The organism is Siminovitchia terrae (genome assembly GCF_003605405.2).
Lineage (GTDB): Bacteria > Bacillota > Bacilli > Bacillales > Bacillaceae_C > Siminovitchia > Siminovitchia terrae.
In genome coordinates, this window is sequence record NZ_QYTW02000032.1 from 35,921 (window position 1) to 54,924 (window position 19,004).

Annotated in this window: 12 protein-coding genes; 8 read left to right on the forward strand and 4 right to left on the reverse strand. The window is 42.4% G+C overall.

All coding sequences use genetic code 11. The features are described from left to right. Positions 1–237: 237 nt before the first annotated feature. The 7 genes from D5F11_RS22215 (at position 238) to D5F11_RS22245 (ending at position 12,058) form a co-directional block, all read left to right on the forward strand. A complete protein-coding gene (locus D5F11_RS22215; protein ID WP_120118522.1) occupies positions 238–1,266 on the forward strand; it encodes a TAXI family TRAP transporter solute-binding subunit in 1,029 nt (342 codons plus the stop codon). Positions 1,267–1,504: 238 nt separating this feature from the next. Then, on the forward strand, positions 1,505–3,463 hold the full coding sequence (locus tag D5F11_RS22220) for a TRAP transporter permease (RefSeq protein ID WP_120118521.1): 1,959 nt from the start codon (positions 1,505–1,507) through the stop codon (positions 3,461–3,463). A 348-nt stretch (positions 3,464–3,811) separates the two neighbouring features. Further along, positions 3,812–5,869: a sigma 54-interacting transcriptional regulator gene (locus D5F11_RS22225; protein ID WP_185830857.1), complete on the forward strand. Its 2,058-nt coding sequence runs from the start codon at positions 3,812–3,814 to the stop codon at positions 5,867–5,869. Further along, entirely contained in the window at positions 5,853–6,743 is an 891-nt protein-coding gene (locus D5F11_RS22230; protein WP_120118519.1) for a 5-oxoprolinase subunit B family protein, read from the forward strand. The genes D5F11_RS22225 and D5F11_RS22230 overlap by 17 nt, the downstream gene beginning before the upstream one ends. Further along, entirely contained in the window at positions 6,740–7,711 is a 972-nt protein-coding gene (locus tag D5F11_RS22235) for a 5-oxoprolinase subunit C family protein (protein WP_120118518.1), read from the forward strand. Before D5F11_RS22230 ends, D5F11_RS22235 begins: the two co-directional genes overlap by 4 nt. Before the next feature lie 102 nt (positions 7,712–7,813). Further along, the gene (locus D5F11_RS22240; RefSeq protein ID WP_120118517.1) at positions 7,814–9,862 is read left to right on the forward strand and encodes a hydantoinase/oxoprolinase family protein; all 2,049 of its coding nucleotides are present in this window, start codon (positions 7,814–7,816) and stop codon (positions 9,860–9,862) included. A 237-nt stretch (positions 9,863–10,099) separates the two neighbouring features. Then, positions 10,100–12,058: a hydantoinase B/oxoprolinase family protein gene (locus tag D5F11_RS22245; RefSeq protein ID WP_120118516.1), complete on the forward strand. Its 1,959-nt coding sequence runs from the start codon at positions 10,100–10,102 to the stop codon at positions 12,056–12,058. Positions 12,059–12,561: 503 nt separating this feature from the next. Here D5F11_RS22245 and D5F11_RS22250 read toward each other — a convergent pair. The 3 genes from D5F11_RS22250 to D5F11_RS22260 all read right to left on the reverse strand — a co-directional run bounded on the left by D5F11_RS22250 (position 12,562) and on the right by D5F11_RS22260 (position 17,164). Next, a complete protein-coding gene (locus D5F11_RS22250; protein WP_120118515.1) occupies positions 12,562–13,884 on the reverse strand; it encodes an aminotransferase family protein in 1,323 nt (440 codons plus the stop codon). A gap of 234 nt (positions 13,885–14,118) precedes the next feature. Next, positions 14,119–15,459 (reverse strand): APC family permease, encoded by a 1,341-nt coding sequence (locus tag D5F11_RS22255; protein ID WP_120118514.1) that lies wholly within the window; start codon positions 15,457–15,459, stop codon positions 14,119–14,121. Positions 15,460–15,538: 79 nt separating this feature from the next. Then, entirely contained in the window at positions 15,539–17,164 is a 1,626-nt protein-coding gene (locus tag D5F11_RS22260) for an amidohydrolase (RefSeq protein WP_120118513.1), read from the reverse strand. A 250-nt stretch (positions 17,165–17,414) separates the two neighbouring features. Here D5F11_RS22260 and D5F11_RS22265 point away from each other — a divergent pair, with 250 nt between their 5' ends. Next, entirely contained in the window at positions 17,415–17,645 is a 231-nt protein-coding gene (locus D5F11_RS22265; RefSeq protein ID WP_120118512.1) for a hypothetical protein, read from the forward strand. A 98-nt stretch (positions 17,646–17,743) separates the two neighbouring features. Here the strand turns inward: D5F11_RS22265 and D5F11_RS22270 are convergent, their stop codons facing one another. Continuing rightward, positions 17,744–18,937 carry an MFS transporter gene (locus D5F11_RS22270; RefSeq protein WP_120118511.1) on the reverse strand — a complete coding sequence of 398 codons (1,194 nt, stop codon included), beginning with the start codon at positions 18,935–18,937 and terminating at the stop codon, positions 17,744–17,746. Positions 18,938–19,004 lie beyond the last annotated feature (67 nt).

Genomic DNA, 19,004 nt, shown 5'->3' on the forward strand with positions numbered 1-19,004 from the left:
TGTCGATTTAGAAAAGTCAGCACTTGCTGTCCTCCTCTTTTATATCTAAAACTGAACCACTAAAATATAATTCAACTTTCAGAATATTGTATTGAAGTGTGAATATAATTTTGATATACTGAAAGATGTCAGCGATATGTCTCCCAGATAATGTATTTTCGTATTTTATACATAAATGAATGAAAGCGGTGTCAATGTTAGCAGAAATATATAAATTTGTATGAAAGGGGAAAATGGATGTTTACTAAAAAAAGAATTTCGTTTATTGCAGTACTATTCATGATATCCGCATTGCTTGCAGCGTGCAGCAGTGGATCAAGCGGAGGTGGAGGCGGAGGAAGCAAAAAGAAAGTAGCAATCGGGCCGCCTGCCAGTGAAACGAATTCTGTTTCAAAACTGATTATGGAAGCTTACGGTATTGAAGAAGGAGATTATGAGGCCTATCAGGAAGCCTTTGGAGATGCGGCTGATGGAGTCCAGGATGGGAATATTGAAGTATCAATAGGAATCCTTGGTTTACCAGCCGGAAGCATCGAAAGCCTGCAAGCTTCAGCCGGCGATGTTAAAATGCTTGGGCTTTCTGATGAGGCAATCAAGCATATTGAGGAGAAAAGCGGATACAAGCGACACACTATTCCGAAAGACACGTATGATTTTCTTGATGCAGATGTCGAGACAGTAACTGCTTATGCTGTTTTAATGGGGAGCACGGATACGATTGATGAAGAACTTGGATACGAGCTTGCCAAAATCATGGTGGAAAATGCGAGTGAAAATACGCATGATCAGGCAAAACAGATGACGCTTGAAAATGCATTGAATGGGGCGGAAGGGCTTCCTATCCATCCAGGTGCTAAGAAATATTATGAAGAACAAGGATTGACAATTGATAATCCTGTGGCTGAACTTAAGGCTGATAAGAAAGATAGAAAGAGTGAGTTGATTCTCGGTACGGGAAGCCAGGGTGGAACTTATTATCCGCTTGGGGGAGAAATGGCTAATATTTGGAATAAACATATCGATGGTGTTAACGTAACGAACACAGAAACAGGTGCTTCCATTGAAAACCTTGCGAGTATCCGTGATGGCAACATGGATTTAGGCATGACTGTCCACGTACCGGCACTGTCTGCTATTGAAGGTAAGGGGGACTTTGAAGGGGCAAAAGTAGAGAATGCTGCTTTCATCGGTCATATTTATCCTGAAGTCGTCCAGATTGTCACGCGTGAAAAAACAGGAATCAAGAGCTTGGAGGATCTAAAATAAAGAAAGGCGCCAGTCGTAGGCGCAAGCACAAGACGAATGTGACGAGGGAGTTCTAATACTGCGATAGCAATCGGGCTTGTATCATCGAACCGATGGTAGAACCTGACATACCTTATCACAAAAAAAGCGATGGAAAAGGGATGATTGTACATACCGTCATCCCTTTTTTCACTTTGGAAAGGCTGATGAAAAAAAGCTGTTAGCGTTTTTCGCAATAAACTTGGAGTGAGGTGTCTTTATGAAAGAGAAAGAACATCTGGATGCCCAGGAAATACTTGAGAAATATGATAGGGAGAATCAGTTCAGGGCTTCAATTGGTAAATGGGCATGGATTGTTACGCTTCTAGGAGTTTCTTTGACGGTGTTCCATCTATACACTGGTTATTTTGGAACACTGCCTTCCCAAAAACAGGGTGCGATCCATTTGGGCACAGCTCTTGGAATTATCTATTTACTTTTTCCTGCTAAAAAAGGAATGCACAAGGTACAAAAGAAAGTTCCTTGGTATGATGTCGTGTTGGCGTTCACTGCCATGTACGTCACTTACCATAAAATCTTCTTCTTTGACTCAATTTTAAAAAGCAGGATCTCTGGATATAGTACGATTGATATTATTATATCCATTATAGGGATTCTCCTCGTTTTGGAAGCGACTCGCAGAACGGTAGGGGTACCTATTGTTGTTGTGGCGAGCATCACTATTTTATACGCCATTTTCGGAAAGCACATTCCGACAACCATCTTGTCGCATCCCGGATTCTCGGTGGACAGGATTGCCCCAAATCTTTGGTATCAGGAGAGTGGTGTTTTTGGAACACCTGTCCAAATCTCGGCCAAATTTATTTTTCTCTTTCTGTTTTTTGGTGTTATGCTTGTCCACACGAAAATCGGCCAGTTTTTCAATGATTTGGCATTTTCGCTGACGGGACGTTTTACGGGAGGGACAGCAAAGACGGCTGTTGTTGCCAGTGCTCTCCAAGGTATGGTTTCCGGAAGTTCTGTCGGGAATACGGTAGCTTCTGGATCTTTTACAATCCCCATGATGAAAAAATCAGGGTTTACCCCCGAGTTTGCAGGGGCAACAGAGGCTTCAGCATCAACGGGCGGACAGATTATGCCGCCAATTATGGGAGCTGCCGCCTTTATCATGATGGAATACCTTGGTGTACCCTATTCCACGATCATGCTTGCTGCTATGATTCCGGCTGTTCTGTACTTTACAGGCATTTTTATTGGAACCCATTTCGAAGCGAAAAGATTAAAGATTTTTGGTTTGCCGAAATCACAGCTCCCAGTATTCAAAGATTTAATGATAAAAAACGGTTTTATGCTTTTACCGGTTGTTGTCATGATCGGTACGATCCTCTCGGGATTTACCCCACAAAGGGCAGCGCTTTTAGGGATTGGAGCAGTTTTTATCGTAAGCTTGGTCAGGAAAGATACAAGGCTTTCCATTCGGAAAATCTTTGAAGTGCTTGAACAGGGTGCCAGGGTAGCGCTGCCGGTTATTGCAGCTGTAGCAACTGCAGGAATCATTGCCGGGGTTGTCAGTATGACGGGACTTGGCGCCAAATTTGCTTCGGGAATCATCGCTCTATCAAGCGGGCATTTAATTTTGGCTCTTTTCTTTACAATGATTGCTTGCATCATCCTTGGAATGGGGCTTCCAACAACGGCGAATTATGTTGTTACGGCAACGGTCGCGGCACCAGCTCTTATCAATGAGTTCGGTTTGGCGCCGATTGCGGTCCACATGTTTGTATTCTACTTCGGAATTGTAGCGGACATCACTCCTCCAGTCTGCTTGGCTGCTTATGCGGGTGCGGGCATTGCGAGGGCCAACCCATTCAAAACAGGTGTCATTGCGGTAAAGCTTGCCATAGCAGCTTTTATCGTTCCGTACATTTTTATTTACAATCCAATTTTGGTTTTGGTGGATGTAACCCCTTTGGCACTTATATTTGCCATCGTTACTTCGCTGATCGGCATGGCGGGCATCAGCAGTGCAGTCGTCGGATTTTACGCTCGGAATTCATTTATATGGGAGAGACTTGCCCTTTTTGCTGGCGGACTCATGATGATCTTCCCAGAAACAATCAGCGACTTTGTTGGCGCAGCTATCCTATTGGGTATTTGGTTTATCCAAAAACAACGTAAGGATGACAGCGGGCAGATTAAACCACAAATTTCAATGTGATTTTTATCAAGAATCCTCTATTCGCTTTATGTGTAATAGAGGGTTCTTTGATTTGTATAACCCTTTTCCTTTTTGCAATCAAAATAAAATAGACATTTGCACGATACTTAAATGACTAAATAGACCTAATTGAGGGTTTCCAGAACGTAAACTTTAATTTTCACTATTGAAAACCGTTTTGCAATAATGCAAAATAAATAATATATCAATCATCTTTGAAACTATTGAAAACGTTGTCTTTGTCGAAAAAAAGATGATTCTGATGAATTGGCATGCATCTTGCAATATTGAAAAGATATAAAGCATGCCGTCACTTTTAAAAGAATGCGAAGAATCGGAGGAACATACATGCACTGGGATTGGAAAGGTGTACTGCAGCCTATCAGGCTTTTCGTTAATTCTGGTATGACGGTTCAACATGTTTTTGCACTTCTGAAAGAAGAAGAAGCAGAAATTGGTTTTGTTTTAGAGGATGAAGAGATTATTGGTTATGTGACTCCTTTGTCTCTACTAAACCAGATGATGGAAGAAAGAGGGGGGCCTGCCTGCAAAATCAAACCGGAAAAGGACTTTTTGTTCGTTCGGGAAGAGGCTGCCGCTAAGCACATTCATAATTGCTATTTGGTCATAGGCGCCGATGTTGTCAATCGGCCAACCGGCTATATGATCATGGATCATTTAAATCGCTACTTAAGCGAAGTTCAATTGAAAAACTTCAACGATGCACTGAACAATGCCGAAATGGGCATCGTCACAATGGATGCATCTTTCCATGTCATTTTCATGAATGAAAAAGCGGAACAGATCCTAGGGATGAAGAGGTCGGTCATCCAAGGGCGCGATTATCGAAAGTTGATTCGGATGGATACATCCTTTGATGAAGTGTTGGAAGGCCAAAAATGGTTTGGGGTAGAAAATACGTTTAATTTCAAAGCCATTTCCGGACAATTTTCTCCTATCTATGAAAGCGGTAAAATTATCGGCATCATTCACAACTTCTATCTAAAGGATCAACTGGAAGAAGCGGTGCATGAAATTGATTTTGTTAGGGAGATGAATGAAGATCTCCAGACGATTTATTCGCTGTCCAATGAGCAAATTTTGGTCGCGAATTCTAATGGAATCATCACTAAAGTTGCAGGGGCCTATTTTAGTAGTTTTTGGGGGGATATTGACCAGAGCGAGTTGATAGGGGAAAGTGCAGCGTATTTAGAAAAAAGAGGTATTTTCACTCCCGATATCATTTCTGCCTGCATTGAAAAGAACAGCCGGGTCATGTTGACGCAGAAGGGGAAAAACGGCACAGTCCTTTCGACAGCTACTCCTGTGATGGAAGATGGCAAGATTAAAAGAGTCATTGTTCTATCCAAGGATATTTCTTCGGAGGAAAAATCTTTCATTAAGTCAGAGGGTGCTGCTGAGTTTCACAGTGAACCTGTCATTTATCGCTCCTCTGAGATGGCTGCTCTTATGGAAGAGGTGAAATCGGTTGCACCACTTGATTCTACTGTCTTGATTTCAGGCGAATCGGGAGTAGGGAAAGAAGTCATTGCACGAAGAATTCATCAATTGAGCAATCGGTCGTCTGGTTCGTTTGTGGCCATTAATTGTGGGGCGATTCCTGAACATTTGATTGAAAGCGAATTATTCGGCCATGAGAAGGGAGCCTTTACAGGCGCTGAATCTAAAAGAGTTGGGCTTTTTGAGCAAGGCCATGAAGGGACGGTTTTTTTAGACGAAGTTTCTGAACTCCCCTATTCCATGCAAGTGAAGCTACTGCGCGTATTGCAGGAGAGGGAGGTTATACGTGTCGGCTCGACAGTTCCAATAAAAATTAATGTAAGGGTTCTAGCAGCATCAAATAAGAATTTGCGTCAAATGGTTCAGAAAAAGGAGTTTCGTGAGGATTTGTATTATCGTCTTCATGTTGTTCCAATCCAAATACCTGCACTAAGAAATAGAAAGGAAGATGTCTCTCCTTTGGCTGTAAATTTTTTGGAAGAATTGAATGAGCAAAATGGGCGGGAAAAGAAAATCTCGACGAATGCTTTAAATCTTCTAGAGAGCTACCAGTGGCCAGGAAACATTAGAGAACTCCGGAATGTTATTGAAAGATTGATTGTCGTTTCCAAAGGGGAAGAAATCTCTGAAAAGGATGTTTACCGCGTGCTGTGGGAAACAGACTCCAATGAACAGGGCTTTCTGACAATCAAAGGCATCATTCCATTGAAAAAAGCAGTCGAAGAGACGGAAAAGCAGCTAATCGAGCTGGCTGTAGAAAAATATGGTACAGCTACGGATGCGGCAAAAGCACTTGAAGTCAGCATATCGACTGTCAGCAGGCGGATGAAAAGGTTTAATGGTGATCAAGTACCGGGAGGTGCGGCTCATGATTTTCTTTTCTGAGACAAAGTTCAACTTTTGTGGAGATGAGTATATTTTTGCCGAAATTTCCCGGGAAATGAAGATTGAAAGTACTTTAAAGGCCCTTTCCATTACAAAAGAATTAAGCAAACGCAATATTCCCGGCATCACTGAAATTTATCCGAATAATACTTCCTATCTTGTAAGATATGATCCGAATATCATTTCACCGCATCATTTACTAGATTATTTGCGTGATGTAGATAGGATGAAGAACGAACAAGAAAGTTTAAAAGTAGATGCTAAAATCATTGAAATCCCCATTTTATATGATGATGTGGAAACTAGAAAGGTTTCTCTTCAGTATTCCCAGCATCATGGGGAGAGTGAGGAATCAAATTTTGATTATGTCATGAAGCTAGGTGGCTTTAAAAGTAAGGAAGAAGTCATCAAGCGTCACTCCGATCCTCTTTATTTGGTGACAGCGATCGGCTTTAAGCCAGGAACTGCTTGGTGCTTTCCTTTAACAGTTTCAAAGGATGAAATGATCGAGGTCCCCAAATATAAAAGTCCCAGACCTTTCACACCTGAAAGAGCAGTTGGGTTGGGAGGAGTATTTTCAGTCGTCTATCCATCTGACTCTCCGGGAAGCTATCAGTTGATTGGCAGGTCCGCCGTACCTGTGTACGATGTCTATCAAAGGCTTGCTCCGTTCAGGGAAAGCTTTGTTCTCGCCAAGCCTGGAGACTTATGGAAATACAGGCCTGTTTCAAAAGCGGAATATCAAAATATTCGAGAAGAGGTCATCAACGGAACGTATGAATATAAAATGAAGCCTGTCTCCTTTTCCGCTGCGAAATATGATGAGCTGGGAGTAGAGTATATAGAACAACTGAAAGAGGAGTTTGACCGATGATAGAGTTGATTCAACCAGGTATTCGTACAACAATCCAAGATATGGGAAGGACAGGGTACTTTCATCAGGGAGTCCCGCCAGCTGGGGCTGCAGATAAATTCTCCTTCATGTTCGGGAACCTGCTTTTAGGCAATCCGCGCCATGTTGCGGCTCTTGAAATGATGGTCAAGGGGACGACGATCGAATTTAATAAAAAAACAACTGCGATTATTACAGGGGCTCCGGTACAAGTACTTTTAAATGGCGATGAGCAGCCAATGTGGACAGTATTTGAAGTTCAAAAAGGGGATGTACTGGAAATTGGTCACATCCAAAAAGGATTATTCAGCTATTTGTGTGTGTCTGGAGGATTTGATGTTCCAGAAGTGCTGGGAAGCAAGTCGACTTGTCTTGCTAGTGTTTTTCCTGGAATCACTGGAAGACTATTGCTGGCGGGAGATAAGATCCCACTTTCCGAACCGCTGCCCGGAGCTGCTCAGCATATAGGAAAAGAACTAATCCGTGAAGCTATTCCGGAGTTTGGAAAAACGGAAACAGCACATGTTGTTTTAGGCATTACCTGTGACTTAATCCGCGATGAGGGGCTTGTATCCTTTTTAAACAGCCACTGGGTCATCCAACCACAATCGAATCGGACTGCGTGCAGGGCAAAAGGCGGCCACATCAGTTACTCAGAAATTGATTTGCCATTTGGCTCTGGAGGAACGCCAGGAAATATTGTTGATATCCCCTATCCCATCGGCGCTGTCATCGTGCCGAATGAGGAAGAGATTATCATTTTATTGAATGATGGTACTGGCGGCGGTGGCTTCGTAACAATTGGAACAGTCATCTGGCCGGATATTAGTAAATTGTCTCAAATGAGACCGATGACAAAAGTTAAATTTCAGGCTATCACAGTAGATCAGGCTATTTCGATCAGACGGGAGAAAGAAAGACTGATAGAAAAAGTACAAGCAAGCATCTGAGAATAAAAGAACTTAAAGGTGGTGATGCCCTCAAGAGGGGAGAGAAATCTATTGAAGAGTGATTTTCAGAAATGATCATTGATTAATAATGGAGGCGAAAATATGAGTAAAATGACAAAAACAGGCTACCATGTTGCAGTTGATGTTGGTGGAACTTTCACAGATGTGTTTGTTTTTGATGAAAATACTGGAGAAATGTACGTAACGAAAACTTCTTCCACGCCGTCAAATCCTGAAAAAGGGATATTAAACGGTATTTTAAAGGCCGAATTGACTGGCGATAAAATAAAAATGTTCTCGCATGGAACAACAGTTGGAACGAACGCGTTGATTGAGCGCAAGCTTCCAAAAGCTGCCCTTGTAACTACAAAAGGATTCCGTGATGTACCGGAAATCCGCCGTGGAACAAAGCTTGATCTATGGGATGCATACAACGATGTGGCAGAGCCATATATCAAGAGAAGAGACCGTTTTGAGCTTGATGAGCGGGTTGGATTTGATGGTGAAATGCTGAAAGAAGTGAATGAAGAAGAAATCCGCGAGCTTGCCAGAATTTTAAAAAGACGGGATGTAGAAGCGGTTGCCATCTGCTTTATGAATGCTTATGTAAATGCAGAAAATGAGAAAAAGACAAAAGAAATTTTGCAAGCAGAGCTTCCTGAAGCATATATTTGTACTTCTTCGGATACACTTCCAGAAATTTTTGAGCATGAGCGTATGAGTACGACGATTGTAAACGCTGTACTTGGACCGACTATCAGCAAGTATATTAATACTTTGGAAGAGAACATGAAAGATCTTGGATATGATGGCGACATTATCGTTCTCCATTCTGGAGGCGGCGTTATGACTTCCCAAACGGTTCCTAAATATGCGGCTCGACTTGCTAGCTCTGGAATTGCCGCTGGTGCGATCGCAAGCAAGCATATCGCCAATATGTGCGGGTTTAAAAATGCCATCGGCCTTGACATGGGTGGGACAAGTACAGACATTTCCCTTATGTATGACAATGAACTGCGGATTACAAAAGACTGGTATATCGAGTACGGTTATCCGATCGGTTTCCCAAGCATCGAAATTTTAACGATTGGTGCAGGTGGAGGAAGTATTTCCTGGATTGATGACGGGGGTTCTTTACGCAATGGTCCTCATAGCGCAGGAGCGGTTCCTGGACCAGCATGCTACGGTCAAGGAGGAACTGAGCCGACAAACACGGATGCGAACCTTGTGCTCGGACGTTTGAATACGAAGCTGATTGACGGACAAATGGAACTGGATAAGGATTTGTCTCAAAAAGCAATTGAAGAACGAGTGGCTGAACCGTTGGGGTACAACGTCTACGGTGCTGCGAACGCAATGATTCAAGTGGCTAATGCAAACATGTGCGATGCGCTCAACTTGATTTCTGTACGACGCGGCTATGATCCTCGTGATTTTGCACTAGTTGCATTTGGTGGAGCAGGTGCACTTCACGGAGCAGATCTTGCAAGGGAAATGGAGATACCGACAGTGATCGTTCCAGCCCACCCGGGGGTTGCTGCAGCGATGGGTTGTCTGCTTGTTGACGTCCGTCATGACATTACTCAAACATATTTTGCAAATGCCGCTGAGGTAACGAAAGAAGAACTGGAAGCTGAATTCATTGAAATGGAAATAGAAGCGACTGAGCTGTTGGTTGAAGAAGGTATTGAAGCGGAACAAATGCACTTGATTCGCTACATTGATATGCGCTATGTCGGGCAATGGAGAACATTATCTGTCACAATTGACCGTCCAATCACGTCTTTGGATGAGGCGATTGAAAGATTCCATCTTGAGCATGAACGCGAGTTCGCATTTGCCGACAGGGACAAAGGAATTGAAATTTATGGCATGCGCGTAGAAGCGATTGGTGCAGTCAATAAGCCGGTATTTACAAAAGAAGAGCCTCAAGGCACCTTGGAAGAAGCTGTCAAAGAAACACGTCGTGTGTACTTTGAAGAGGCTGGAGGATTAGTTGATTCAAAAATCTATGACCGCACGAAAATCCCTGTATTGTCAGAATTCAATGGACCGGCTGTTATCGAACAGCTTGACTCAACAATTGTTGTACCGCCTGACTATTCAGTCAAAATTGATGAATACCGCAATATCATCATGAGCCGTATTTAATAGAGCAAGGGTTATTTAACTTCATTCGCGGAAATCTCCCACTTCTGTAAGTGGTGGGATGAATGTATATTAGTATTCCATTCAGTGGGAGTTCAAACCCCGGCTGAATAAAGTCAAAGCCTCCGGCGGATGCCATAGATTTGCATAGGAGGTTTATCGAGTGAAGCTCGATAAAATCTGGGCGTAAATACGCCAAGGTGCATTTGATAATAAAGCTGTGAAAAAAGGGGAGATATGATGTTTAATGTCGATACAAAACTCGATCCGGTAACATTTGAAGTCTTAAAAAACGGATTTGTGAATCTTGTTGACCAAATGTCTGAGCAAGTATTGCGTACATGTTATTCATTCGTAATTTATAATCGTGATTTCAGCTCAGCGCTATGTGATGCCAAAGGAAATACGATTATGCAGGGGACGCAGGATATTTCCGTTCACGTAGGAACGCTTCATTTGACAGCAAAAGCAGTCATTGAAGATTTCGGTGATGATATTCATCCTGGAGATGTTTTTATTGTAAATGACCCGTACCGTGGAGGAACACACTTTAACGATACGCGGATTATCCGTCCTGTATTTTACAATGGAGAATTGATTTCATTCATGCAGGTAAACGGCCACTGGGCCGATATGGGAGGATCTACTCCTGGTTCCTTTGATGTCAATGCTAAAACACATTATGGAGAAGGTATGCGGATTCCGCCGCTTCGGATTTGGAGCAAAGGGGAGTACTTGGAAGATGTCGCTAACGTGCTTGTCGCTAACATGCGTGTTCCTGAAGAGCGATTAGGGGACCTTCGCTCGCAGGCGGAAGCGACCAAAACAGGCGAAAGACAACTAATTACTTTTATTGAAAAGTATGGACTTGATACAGTATTAACCGCGTTTGAAGAAGTACAAAACTATGTGGAACGCCTCGCGCGTGCAAGAGTAAAGGAACTTCCTGACGGCGTATGGGAAACGACAGACTTTATTGATATGGATCCTGAAATAGGAGACGGTCTGATCCCAATCAAAGTGAAAATGACGATTAAAGACGATGAGATCTTTTATGATCTGTCTGGCTCTCACGAGTATATTGGCTGCTTCTTGAACTCTGCTTTCGGTTCATCGTTGTCTGCAGCCTATGCGGGAACAAAAACGTTCTTCCCTGACATTCCACTGAACTCCGGTTTTTACAGGGCTGTACATGTGGAACTTCCGGAAAACTCGGTAGTAAACGCTCCATGGCCAGTAGCTGTGACAGGTTTCTGTTCAGGAGCTTATGAAAAGATTATGAATGCCTGCTTCGAATTGTGGTCAAACATCATGCCGGAACGCGCTTTAGCTTGTTCCTTCAACTTGGAGTACCTTCTTATTGGGGGAGACGACAAGCGGGAAGGCTATGATAGCTACTTCATGTGGTACGACTGGATGGCGGGCGGACATGGAGGCCGCAGCATAAAAGATGGTGCTAACGCAACTTCTCCAGTATTCGGAGTAGGTCTCAGCATTCAGCCTTGTGAGGGACAGGAGCGACTTTCTCCAGTTGTTACGACAAAACATGAGATTGTTACTGACTCTGGCGGTCCTGGTCAATTCCGCGGCGGCTGCGGAGTCGAAAAGGGCGGAATCCTTACAGAGGCTCATGACGCTGTTATGTCTTACTGCTGCGATAGATCTCGTTCTGTTACATGGGGAATTTTTGGAGGGCTTCCTTCTACACCACATGGCGTTGAACTTCAAAGAAGCGGACAAGAATCAGAATTCCTTGGAACAATTTTCTCCAATGTAAAAGTTGGTAAAGGTGATTACTTCACACGTCCATCTGCAGGGGGAGGCGGGCTCGGCGATCCGCTTGAAAGAGACCCAAAAGCTGTACTTGAAGACGTTATTGACGAATATGTATCCATTGAACGTGCAGAAAAGGATTACGGAGTCGTCATCAAAGAGATTGACCGTGAAATCGACCTTTTTGAAATTGATGAGGAAGCAACAGAGAACGCTCGTGAGTTGATCCGTTTGAACCGTCAAAAATGGCTTGAAGAAGCTCCTGAAGCTGTCATGGAAAAATTCCGTAATGGGGAAGTTGATCTACTTGACCTCATTCGTCGCTATGGAATCATTATTGATCAGCAATCAGGTGAATACCTGCCAAAAACAACAGAGCAAAATAGGGAAGCGATGAGAAAGCGTACTTTAGAGTATTGGAAGTAATAATTGTAAAAGCGCCCTAAGTCCGCAAAGCACAAGACGATTCTGAGAGATAAGTTCTTCAGCTGCAACAGAAAATCGACTGTGGCGTCAAGAGAATGGGCGCTGAAGTGTTACACAATAGAAATGGAGAGCTGCCCTGCGTGGGCAGCTCTCCTTCAATTTGTCCGCTGAAAAAGTGTGATTATAGATTGTAGGAAGGGGAAGTCCTTAAAGTAAATTAGTCGGGGTTTGCGAAAAAACCCGAACTGTCCAATTGAACCGAAATGATGTCTGGGTAAGTGGGGATACTATCCGAGCAAGAGAGGATACTATCGAAAAAAGCAGAATACTGTCCAGAATCGATAAAATACTGCCCAGTTTGGCCGAGATACTATCCGAAAAAGCAAAATACTATCCAAGTAAGGAAAAACAAAAAAGGCGTAGATTACTGCAAAAATGTTATGCAGCAAAAGATCTTTAAAATAAAAAGAAGCGATCCGCTCGGATCGCTTCTTTTTATATAATTAAAGTGATTTTTGAGCTTCTAATACAGCTTCTTTGAAGATGCTTGCAAATTCGTTTACATCTTCTTCAGTCATGCAGAGTGGAGGAGCGTAAACGATAGAGTCTTTTTCCCAGTAAACAACGTTACGTAGGATTAGTCCGCGCTCTCTAGCTGCCAATACAACTTTAGTAGAGATTTTTTCAGCAAAGCGCTCGCCAGTTTCTTGGTCTTTAACAAGCTCGATTGCACCAAGAAGGCCAAGGTGACGAACTTCACCAACGATGTCAGTTTCTTTTTGAAGCTCTTCTAGTTTGCTTGCAAGAAGGTCACCCATTTTTTGGGAGTTCTCAACCATGTTTTCATTTTCCATGATTTCGATGTTTTTCAAGCCTACTGCACATGCAGTTGGATGTCCGCTGTAAGTAAATCCGTGCATTAACACGCCGCTAGAAAGTTCGATCAACTCTTTGTGAAGTTTCTCGCGCAATACGACTGCACCCAATTGTACATATCCGCTGGAAATACCTTTTGCAAGAAGCAACACGTCAGGAACAATGTCATAGTGTTCAACAGCGAACATTTTTCCTGTACGGCCGAATCCGCAGATTACTTCGTCAGCGATGAAAAGGATGTCATTCTCGTCACAGATTTGGCGGATTTCTTTGAGGTAGCCTTCTTTAGGGAAGTTAACTCCACCGGCACCTTGAATTGGTTCAGTCAAGAATGCTGCAATTGTGTCTGCGCCTTCTTCTTTAATTAGTTGTCTGAAAGCTTCTGGAGAATCAGGGTCAACGTGAATGAATCCTGGTGCCAAAGAAGTTGTGAAATCATGGAATGATTCGATTCCTGTAGCACTTGTAGATCCGGAAGCTACTCCGTGATAAGCTCTTTTACGAGCAACAATTTTAGTTTTTTCAGGTTTGCCTTTTACTTTCCAGTAGTGGCGTACAAGCTTGTATGCTGAATCGTTTGATTCAGAACCACCAGAAGTGAAGAATACACCATTTAGGTCGCCAGGTGTCATTTCAGCAATTTTAGCAGCGAGACGAATAGCAGGTTCATTACTGAAACCAGAAAAGCTATTAGAGTAAGCGCATTTTTCAAGTTGCTCTTTTGCTACTTCAGCAAGTTCTTTTCTTCCATATCCAATATTTACGTTCCATAAGGAAGACATACCTTCAAGGTATTTTTTACCATTAATGTCATAGCAATGAACGCCCTCAGCTTTATCAAAAATAATAGCTGGTCCGTTTGCCTGTTGGTCTTGTAATGAAGATGTTGGGTGAATGAAATACTTCTTGTCCAATTCAACCAATTCTTGTCTCAATGTTTCGTTGCTCATTAGAATCGCTCCTTTTCAAAGTTGTTACTATGAAAGTGCTCTGCACAATTATATATTATAGCCCTTTACTTTGGTAAAAGAAAGGGGAATTCACTCTTTTTTTCTAAAAATCCTCTAAATTCCCTAAAAATTTCTTAAAAAACGGTGTTTTGCTCATGACAGGGGCAGAATAATCCCGATAGTTTGCGAAAACTTCCGTTATCGCAAAAATTCTACTTCCTAACTTAAGCGGTTCTACGATGATTCTGCAGCACCCAGGTGAAGCTCTGGAGGCCGCTGTTTAAATCCTTTGGTCAAGAAGAAGAGATAAATGAGACCAAGGGCGAACCAAATGCTGCCTAAAACCTTTGAATGGATGTCCAGATTAAGGAGCAGCCATAGGTCAAGTATTGCACCGATACTTGGCAGGATTAAATATAAGATGGTCCCTTTGAAAGACCGTTCTTTCTTCCGGATGAAATAATAGGCGATAACGGCTATGTTGACGCTGATAAAGGCGATGAAAGCCCCAAAGTTGATGAATGAAGCAACAAGCGTCAGGCTTAAAAAGAGAGAAAGCAAAGATACCACGCTGATTAAAAGAATATTGTTAATTGGTGTCTGGTATTTATAATGAAGCTTTCCGAAAAATTTTGGAAGCTGGCCGTCACGTCCCATCGCAAACAATACACGTGATGCGCTTGCCTGGGAAGACATGGCAGATCCGAAAACAGTGACGAAATATACTGCCAGGAACATGGATGCTAAAGTTTTTCCACCTACAGATGTAATGATTTCATGAGAAGCTGCGTCAGCATTTGTAAATGTTGTATAGTCGGGCCACACATTATGGGCAAAATATGAAACGGTCATGAAGATAGCGCCGCCTACAAGGGTAATGATAATAACAGCTCTTGGGATCGTCTTCTTCGGATTGATTGTTTCCTCTGCAAAAGCTGTGGCCGAATCAAATCCAAGAAAAGAGAAACAGAGGAGAGCCGCTCCTGCAACAACGTACGAGAAAGACTCTTCAGGGTTGTAAAATGGTTCGAGATTAAAAATTGTACCTGTACCCGCTCCTCCTAATATATCTTTGGCGGACAACCCGATAAAAATGAGTATAAATAATAAAGAGAAAAGACTGATAAAAGCGTTTGCCACGGTAGCAAGCTTGATTCCCTTGACATTGACAATCGTAACGAGTAAAAGCATTCCCAAAATCCAGACATAGCTTGGTACAGCTGGAAAGGCTGCTGAGAAAAAGATTCCAAACAGCAAGTAGTTGACCATTGGAATAAAGAGATAATCCATCAATACAGCCCAGCCAACCATAAAACCGACGTATGGACTGATGGATTTTTGTGTATAAGCGTATGCGGAACCTGCTGATGGTACAGCTTTAGCCATTTGCCCATAGCTGTAGGCTGTAAAGAGCATGACAATCAATGCCAGCAAATAAGATCCCGAAACCATCCCGTGAGATATTTCAGCCGCTACACCATAAGTGCTGAATACGGTTGCAAGAGCCATAAAGGAAAAACCGAAAAGGACAACCGGTATCAGGGTAAGCGAGCGGTTCATTTTTTCTTGTTGCATGCAAATCCTCCTTTTTAAAAAAGCTGTAAGCAAATACTATTTGATGAACGAGGGGAGTCCTCAACAGGGACTCCAGCTCTTATGAGGATACGGTTTCAGACGATTGTTCATAAACGACTTGACCATCAACGATTGTCAACTCGACTTTGGCGTCTAAAATTTCCTTCTCTGGAACACTGAATAAGTTTCTATCGAGAACTACGACATCTGCTAGTTTTCCTTTTTCTAGTGTTCCGATTTCGTTTTCGCGGAATACACTGTAGGCTGAGCCGTATGTGTAAGCTCTTAGTGCCTGTGCAAGTGAAATTTTCTCCTGCTCATTCCAAGTTTCTTCCAATGTATAGTCCTTTCGGGTGACCGCGTGATAGAGGCCAAGCATTGGATTCAATGGAATGATCGGATAGTCACTGCTGTAAGGCATGATATTACCTTCATTAAAGAAAGTCGCATTGGGATATAGATAAGGAAATTTTTCCTCAGTTACACGCTCTGTATGACTTTCCCTTGGCATTAACGCCATATGATAAGGCTGGACAGAAGGCATGACTCCTAATTCCTTAAATCTTGGAATATCGTCGGGAGAAATGACTTCGATATGTTCAAGCGTATGGCGAGAATCACGCTTTCCGTTTTCATTCTGGGCGCTTTCATATAAATCAAGACCTAGTCTTACAGCTCCATCACCAATTGTATGGAACTTGATTTGGTAACCTTCTTTATCCGCTGCCGTCACCCATTCTTGGAGCTGTTCTTTTGAAAAGCCAGTTTCTCCGTTTGTTTCAGGCTTATCTTTATACGGATCCAGCATATAAGCCGTGTACCCGGTTACAACCCCATCAATGAATTGTTTTAGCCCGGACATTTTCAGTCTAGGAGATGTGAAAGTCTCTTTGAATTCTTTGGCTTTTTCCAGATTGCCATTTAATGGCGGATACAAATGGATTCTTACGGTCAATTGATCCTTCTCATCAAACTCCTTGTAAACAGAATACCCTTCCAATTGTTCATGGGCACGACTCATATAAAGGTCATTCACTGAAGTCACGCCGAGGCTTGTTGCGTGATCCAAGAACAACTGGAGCATTTCTCTTCTTTGTTCATTGGAAAAATCATAGGCGTATTTTCCGACAAGGGACATGGCGGATTCAATGAGGATTCCTGTAGGCTCTCCGTCTTCATCCTTATAGATGATCCCATAGTCCGGATTGGCGGTATCCTTTGTAATACCTGCAATTTCAATCGCTTTTGAATTGACCCATCCATAGTGACCTTCTGCTTGAATGAGAAATACTGGACGATCGGGAAGATATTGATCAAGCAGGTAGCGGTCGGGGAAATCCTTGTCGTCCCAGGCTGTGGAATCCCAGCCAGTCCCAATAATCCACTCTGCATCGGGGTGTTTATCTGCATACGCTTTCACCTTCTCCGCAGCATCTTCTGCTGAAACAGCTTCGCTTAAAGGAACGGCGTAATGGTTAAAAAGACTGCCGGCCATGACGTGGATGTGGGAATCGAAAAATCCAGGTATGACCAGCTTGTCTTTCGCGTTAACGATGCGGGTTTCCTCTCCAACATATTTTTCCAACGCATCATGTGTATCAACGTCAATGATTTTATTGTCTTTGATTACGATGGTCAATGGCTCAGGGTGATCCTTTAGACCTGTAAAAACAGAATCGCTTTGAATGATAATATCCGCTTTCATTTTTACACCTCTCATGTTGTAAAACTTTACAGTCTAATTTATCATTGCAAAAAATATGCCATGTTTTTTTATTTGGGAAACATCGAGGAAACACTATGAAAACTCTCAACTTTTATGAGAAGCAGTATCTCGTTTTAAAAATCCGATTTGCTTATTGTTGCATAATTTTATGCGAATATGAATAGTGGAAGTTTATCTAACTTCATTCAGCAGAAATCTCCCACTTCTGTAAGTGGTGAGATGAATCTTATTGGTATTCCATTCATTGGGGGGGGGCAAACCCCGGCTGAATAAAGTCAAAGCCTCCGGCGGATGCCACAGATTTTCAGAGGAAATTTATCGAGCGAAGCTCGATAAAATCTGGGCGCAAATACGCCAAGGCGCATTTGATCTTGTATGCGGTCTGATCGAAACCCATATAAATACAATGATTTCAGCCGGATTCAGTTATCAGTTTGAAGTAAATAATTATCGAAGTTAAAAACAAAGGGGAGGAAGGAGACGATATGTGGGGCTTATAGAAGTGGGCGTCCATGTAGTCCAATGGCCTGATAGACGAAAAGCGCTAACCCGAGAGCATCACTTGGGCTGCGCTTTTGAGGGTAATTTATTTTGTTCTTTGGTTCCCCATAAAAAGGATAAAATCATTGCGATGGCTCCAGATATGCCTGATAAATAAAACGCCCCGCTGATTCCTATATATGAATTTAATATTCCTCCCAAAAAGGGGCCGACAAACATGCCCAGTGCGTATAGTGCTTGGTATACTCCCATAGCAGTGGCTCTTTTTTGTGAGGGGATTTTTTCAATGGCGAATGCCAATAAAACAGGGTATAAAATACCTAATGAGAAACCATTGAGACCTTGCAAAAGATAAAATGGCAGCTTGTTTGTCACAAAGGGTGTGAGAAAAGTAAAACAAGCGACTAAACTAAAAGCAAATTGCAAAGTTCTCCATTGACCCAAAATAGGAACAAATAATTTTCCGCTCAGTATTGCCGAGATAGCATGGGGGATCATAAATGCAATGACAACCATACTAATTTCATGAGTCTGAAATCCAATTTTTAAAGCATATGCAGGTGTGAAACCGAACATGGTGGTGAAGAGAATCCCGTGAGCGACGATCGAAAGTATTGAAACTTTCAATAAAGTGGAATCCGTGATAACAGATAATAAATCTTTCAATTTTAAAGGCTGACTATTAAGGCTTTCTTGAGAATCATTAATAAAAAAGGAAAGCCCGACTCCAACTGTACATATGATTGCCCCAGTCCAAAAGGGGGTTTTCCATCCCCAGTGATCCACTAGATAGCCACTGAGAAACATGCCTGAAAATTGAGCTAAAACGATGATGAATGAAATCATTCCCATTGCACGATGGATATGTTTGTCGGAAAAATAACCAGCATAAAGGACTGTGAAAATTACCCATGTTGCGGCAGCTAAACCGGCCATTGACCTCGCAGCTAATATCCAAGCTAAATGATCTGTAATAGCAAAAACAAAGCAACTTAACGCGCAAATCACCATTCCTGCAATCACTAGCGGCTTTCTCTTTTTAATAAGATCAGAAAAGATCCCGATAGGCATTCGGAATACTAATTGCATGATTCCATAGCTGCCCAATACCAAACCGACAAAGGTGTATTTCCCTCCAGAAGATTCAATGTACGGAGCCAAAACAGGAACGTAGATAAATTGTGAAACCCAAAAAATAAAGGAAACGATTAAAAAAATATAACGATCCTTAACCGTGGGAATAGCTTTCAATCAGCTCGCCTCCTGAGAAAGTATTCTCGTGAACTGCCAAAAAAGTAAGAAAGGGCATAAGCACCCT

What these genes read in the sequence shown, in the direction of transcription:
- D5F11_RS22215 (WP_120118522.1), top strand. Translation starts at nt 238, where the DNA reads ATGTTTACTAAAAAAAGAATTTCGTTTATTGCAGTACTATTCATGATA.
- D5F11_RS22220 (WP_120118521.1), top strand. Translation starts at nt 1,505, where the DNA reads ATGAAAGAGAAAGAACATCTGGATGCCCAGGAAATACTTGAGAAATAT.
- D5F11_RS22225 (WP_185830857.1), top strand. Translation starts at nt 3,812, where the DNA reads ATGCACTGGGATTGGAAAGGTGTACTGCAGCCTATCAGGCTTTTCGTT.
- D5F11_RS22230 (WP_120118519.1), top strand. Translation starts at nt 5,853, where the DNA reads ATGATTTTCTTTTCTGAGACAAAGTTCAACTTTTGTGGAGATGAGTAT.
- D5F11_RS22235 (WP_120118518.1), top strand. Translation starts at nt 6,740, where the DNA reads ATGATAGAGTTGATTCAACCAGGTATTCGTACAACAATCCAAGATATG.
- D5F11_RS22240 (WP_120118517.1), top strand. Translation starts at nt 7,814, where the DNA reads ATGAGTAAAATGACAAAAACAGGCTACCATGTTGCAGTTGATGTTGGT.
- D5F11_RS22245 (WP_120118516.1), top strand. Translation starts at nt 10,100, where the DNA reads ATGTTTAATGTCGATACAAAACTCGATCCGGTAACATTTGAAGTCTTA.
- D5F11_RS22250 (WP_120118515.1), bottom strand. Translation starts at nt 13,884, where the DNA reads ATGAGCAACGAAACATTGAGACAAGAATTGGTTGAATTGGACAAGAAG.
- D5F11_RS22255 (WP_120118514.1), bottom strand. Translation starts at nt 15,459, where the DNA reads ATGCAACAAGAAAAAATGAACCGCTCGCTTACCCTGATACCGGTTGTC.
- D5F11_RS22260 (WP_120118513.1), bottom strand. Translation starts at nt 17,164, where the DNA reads ATGAAAGCGGATATTATCATTCAAAGCGATTCTGTTTTTACAGGTCTA.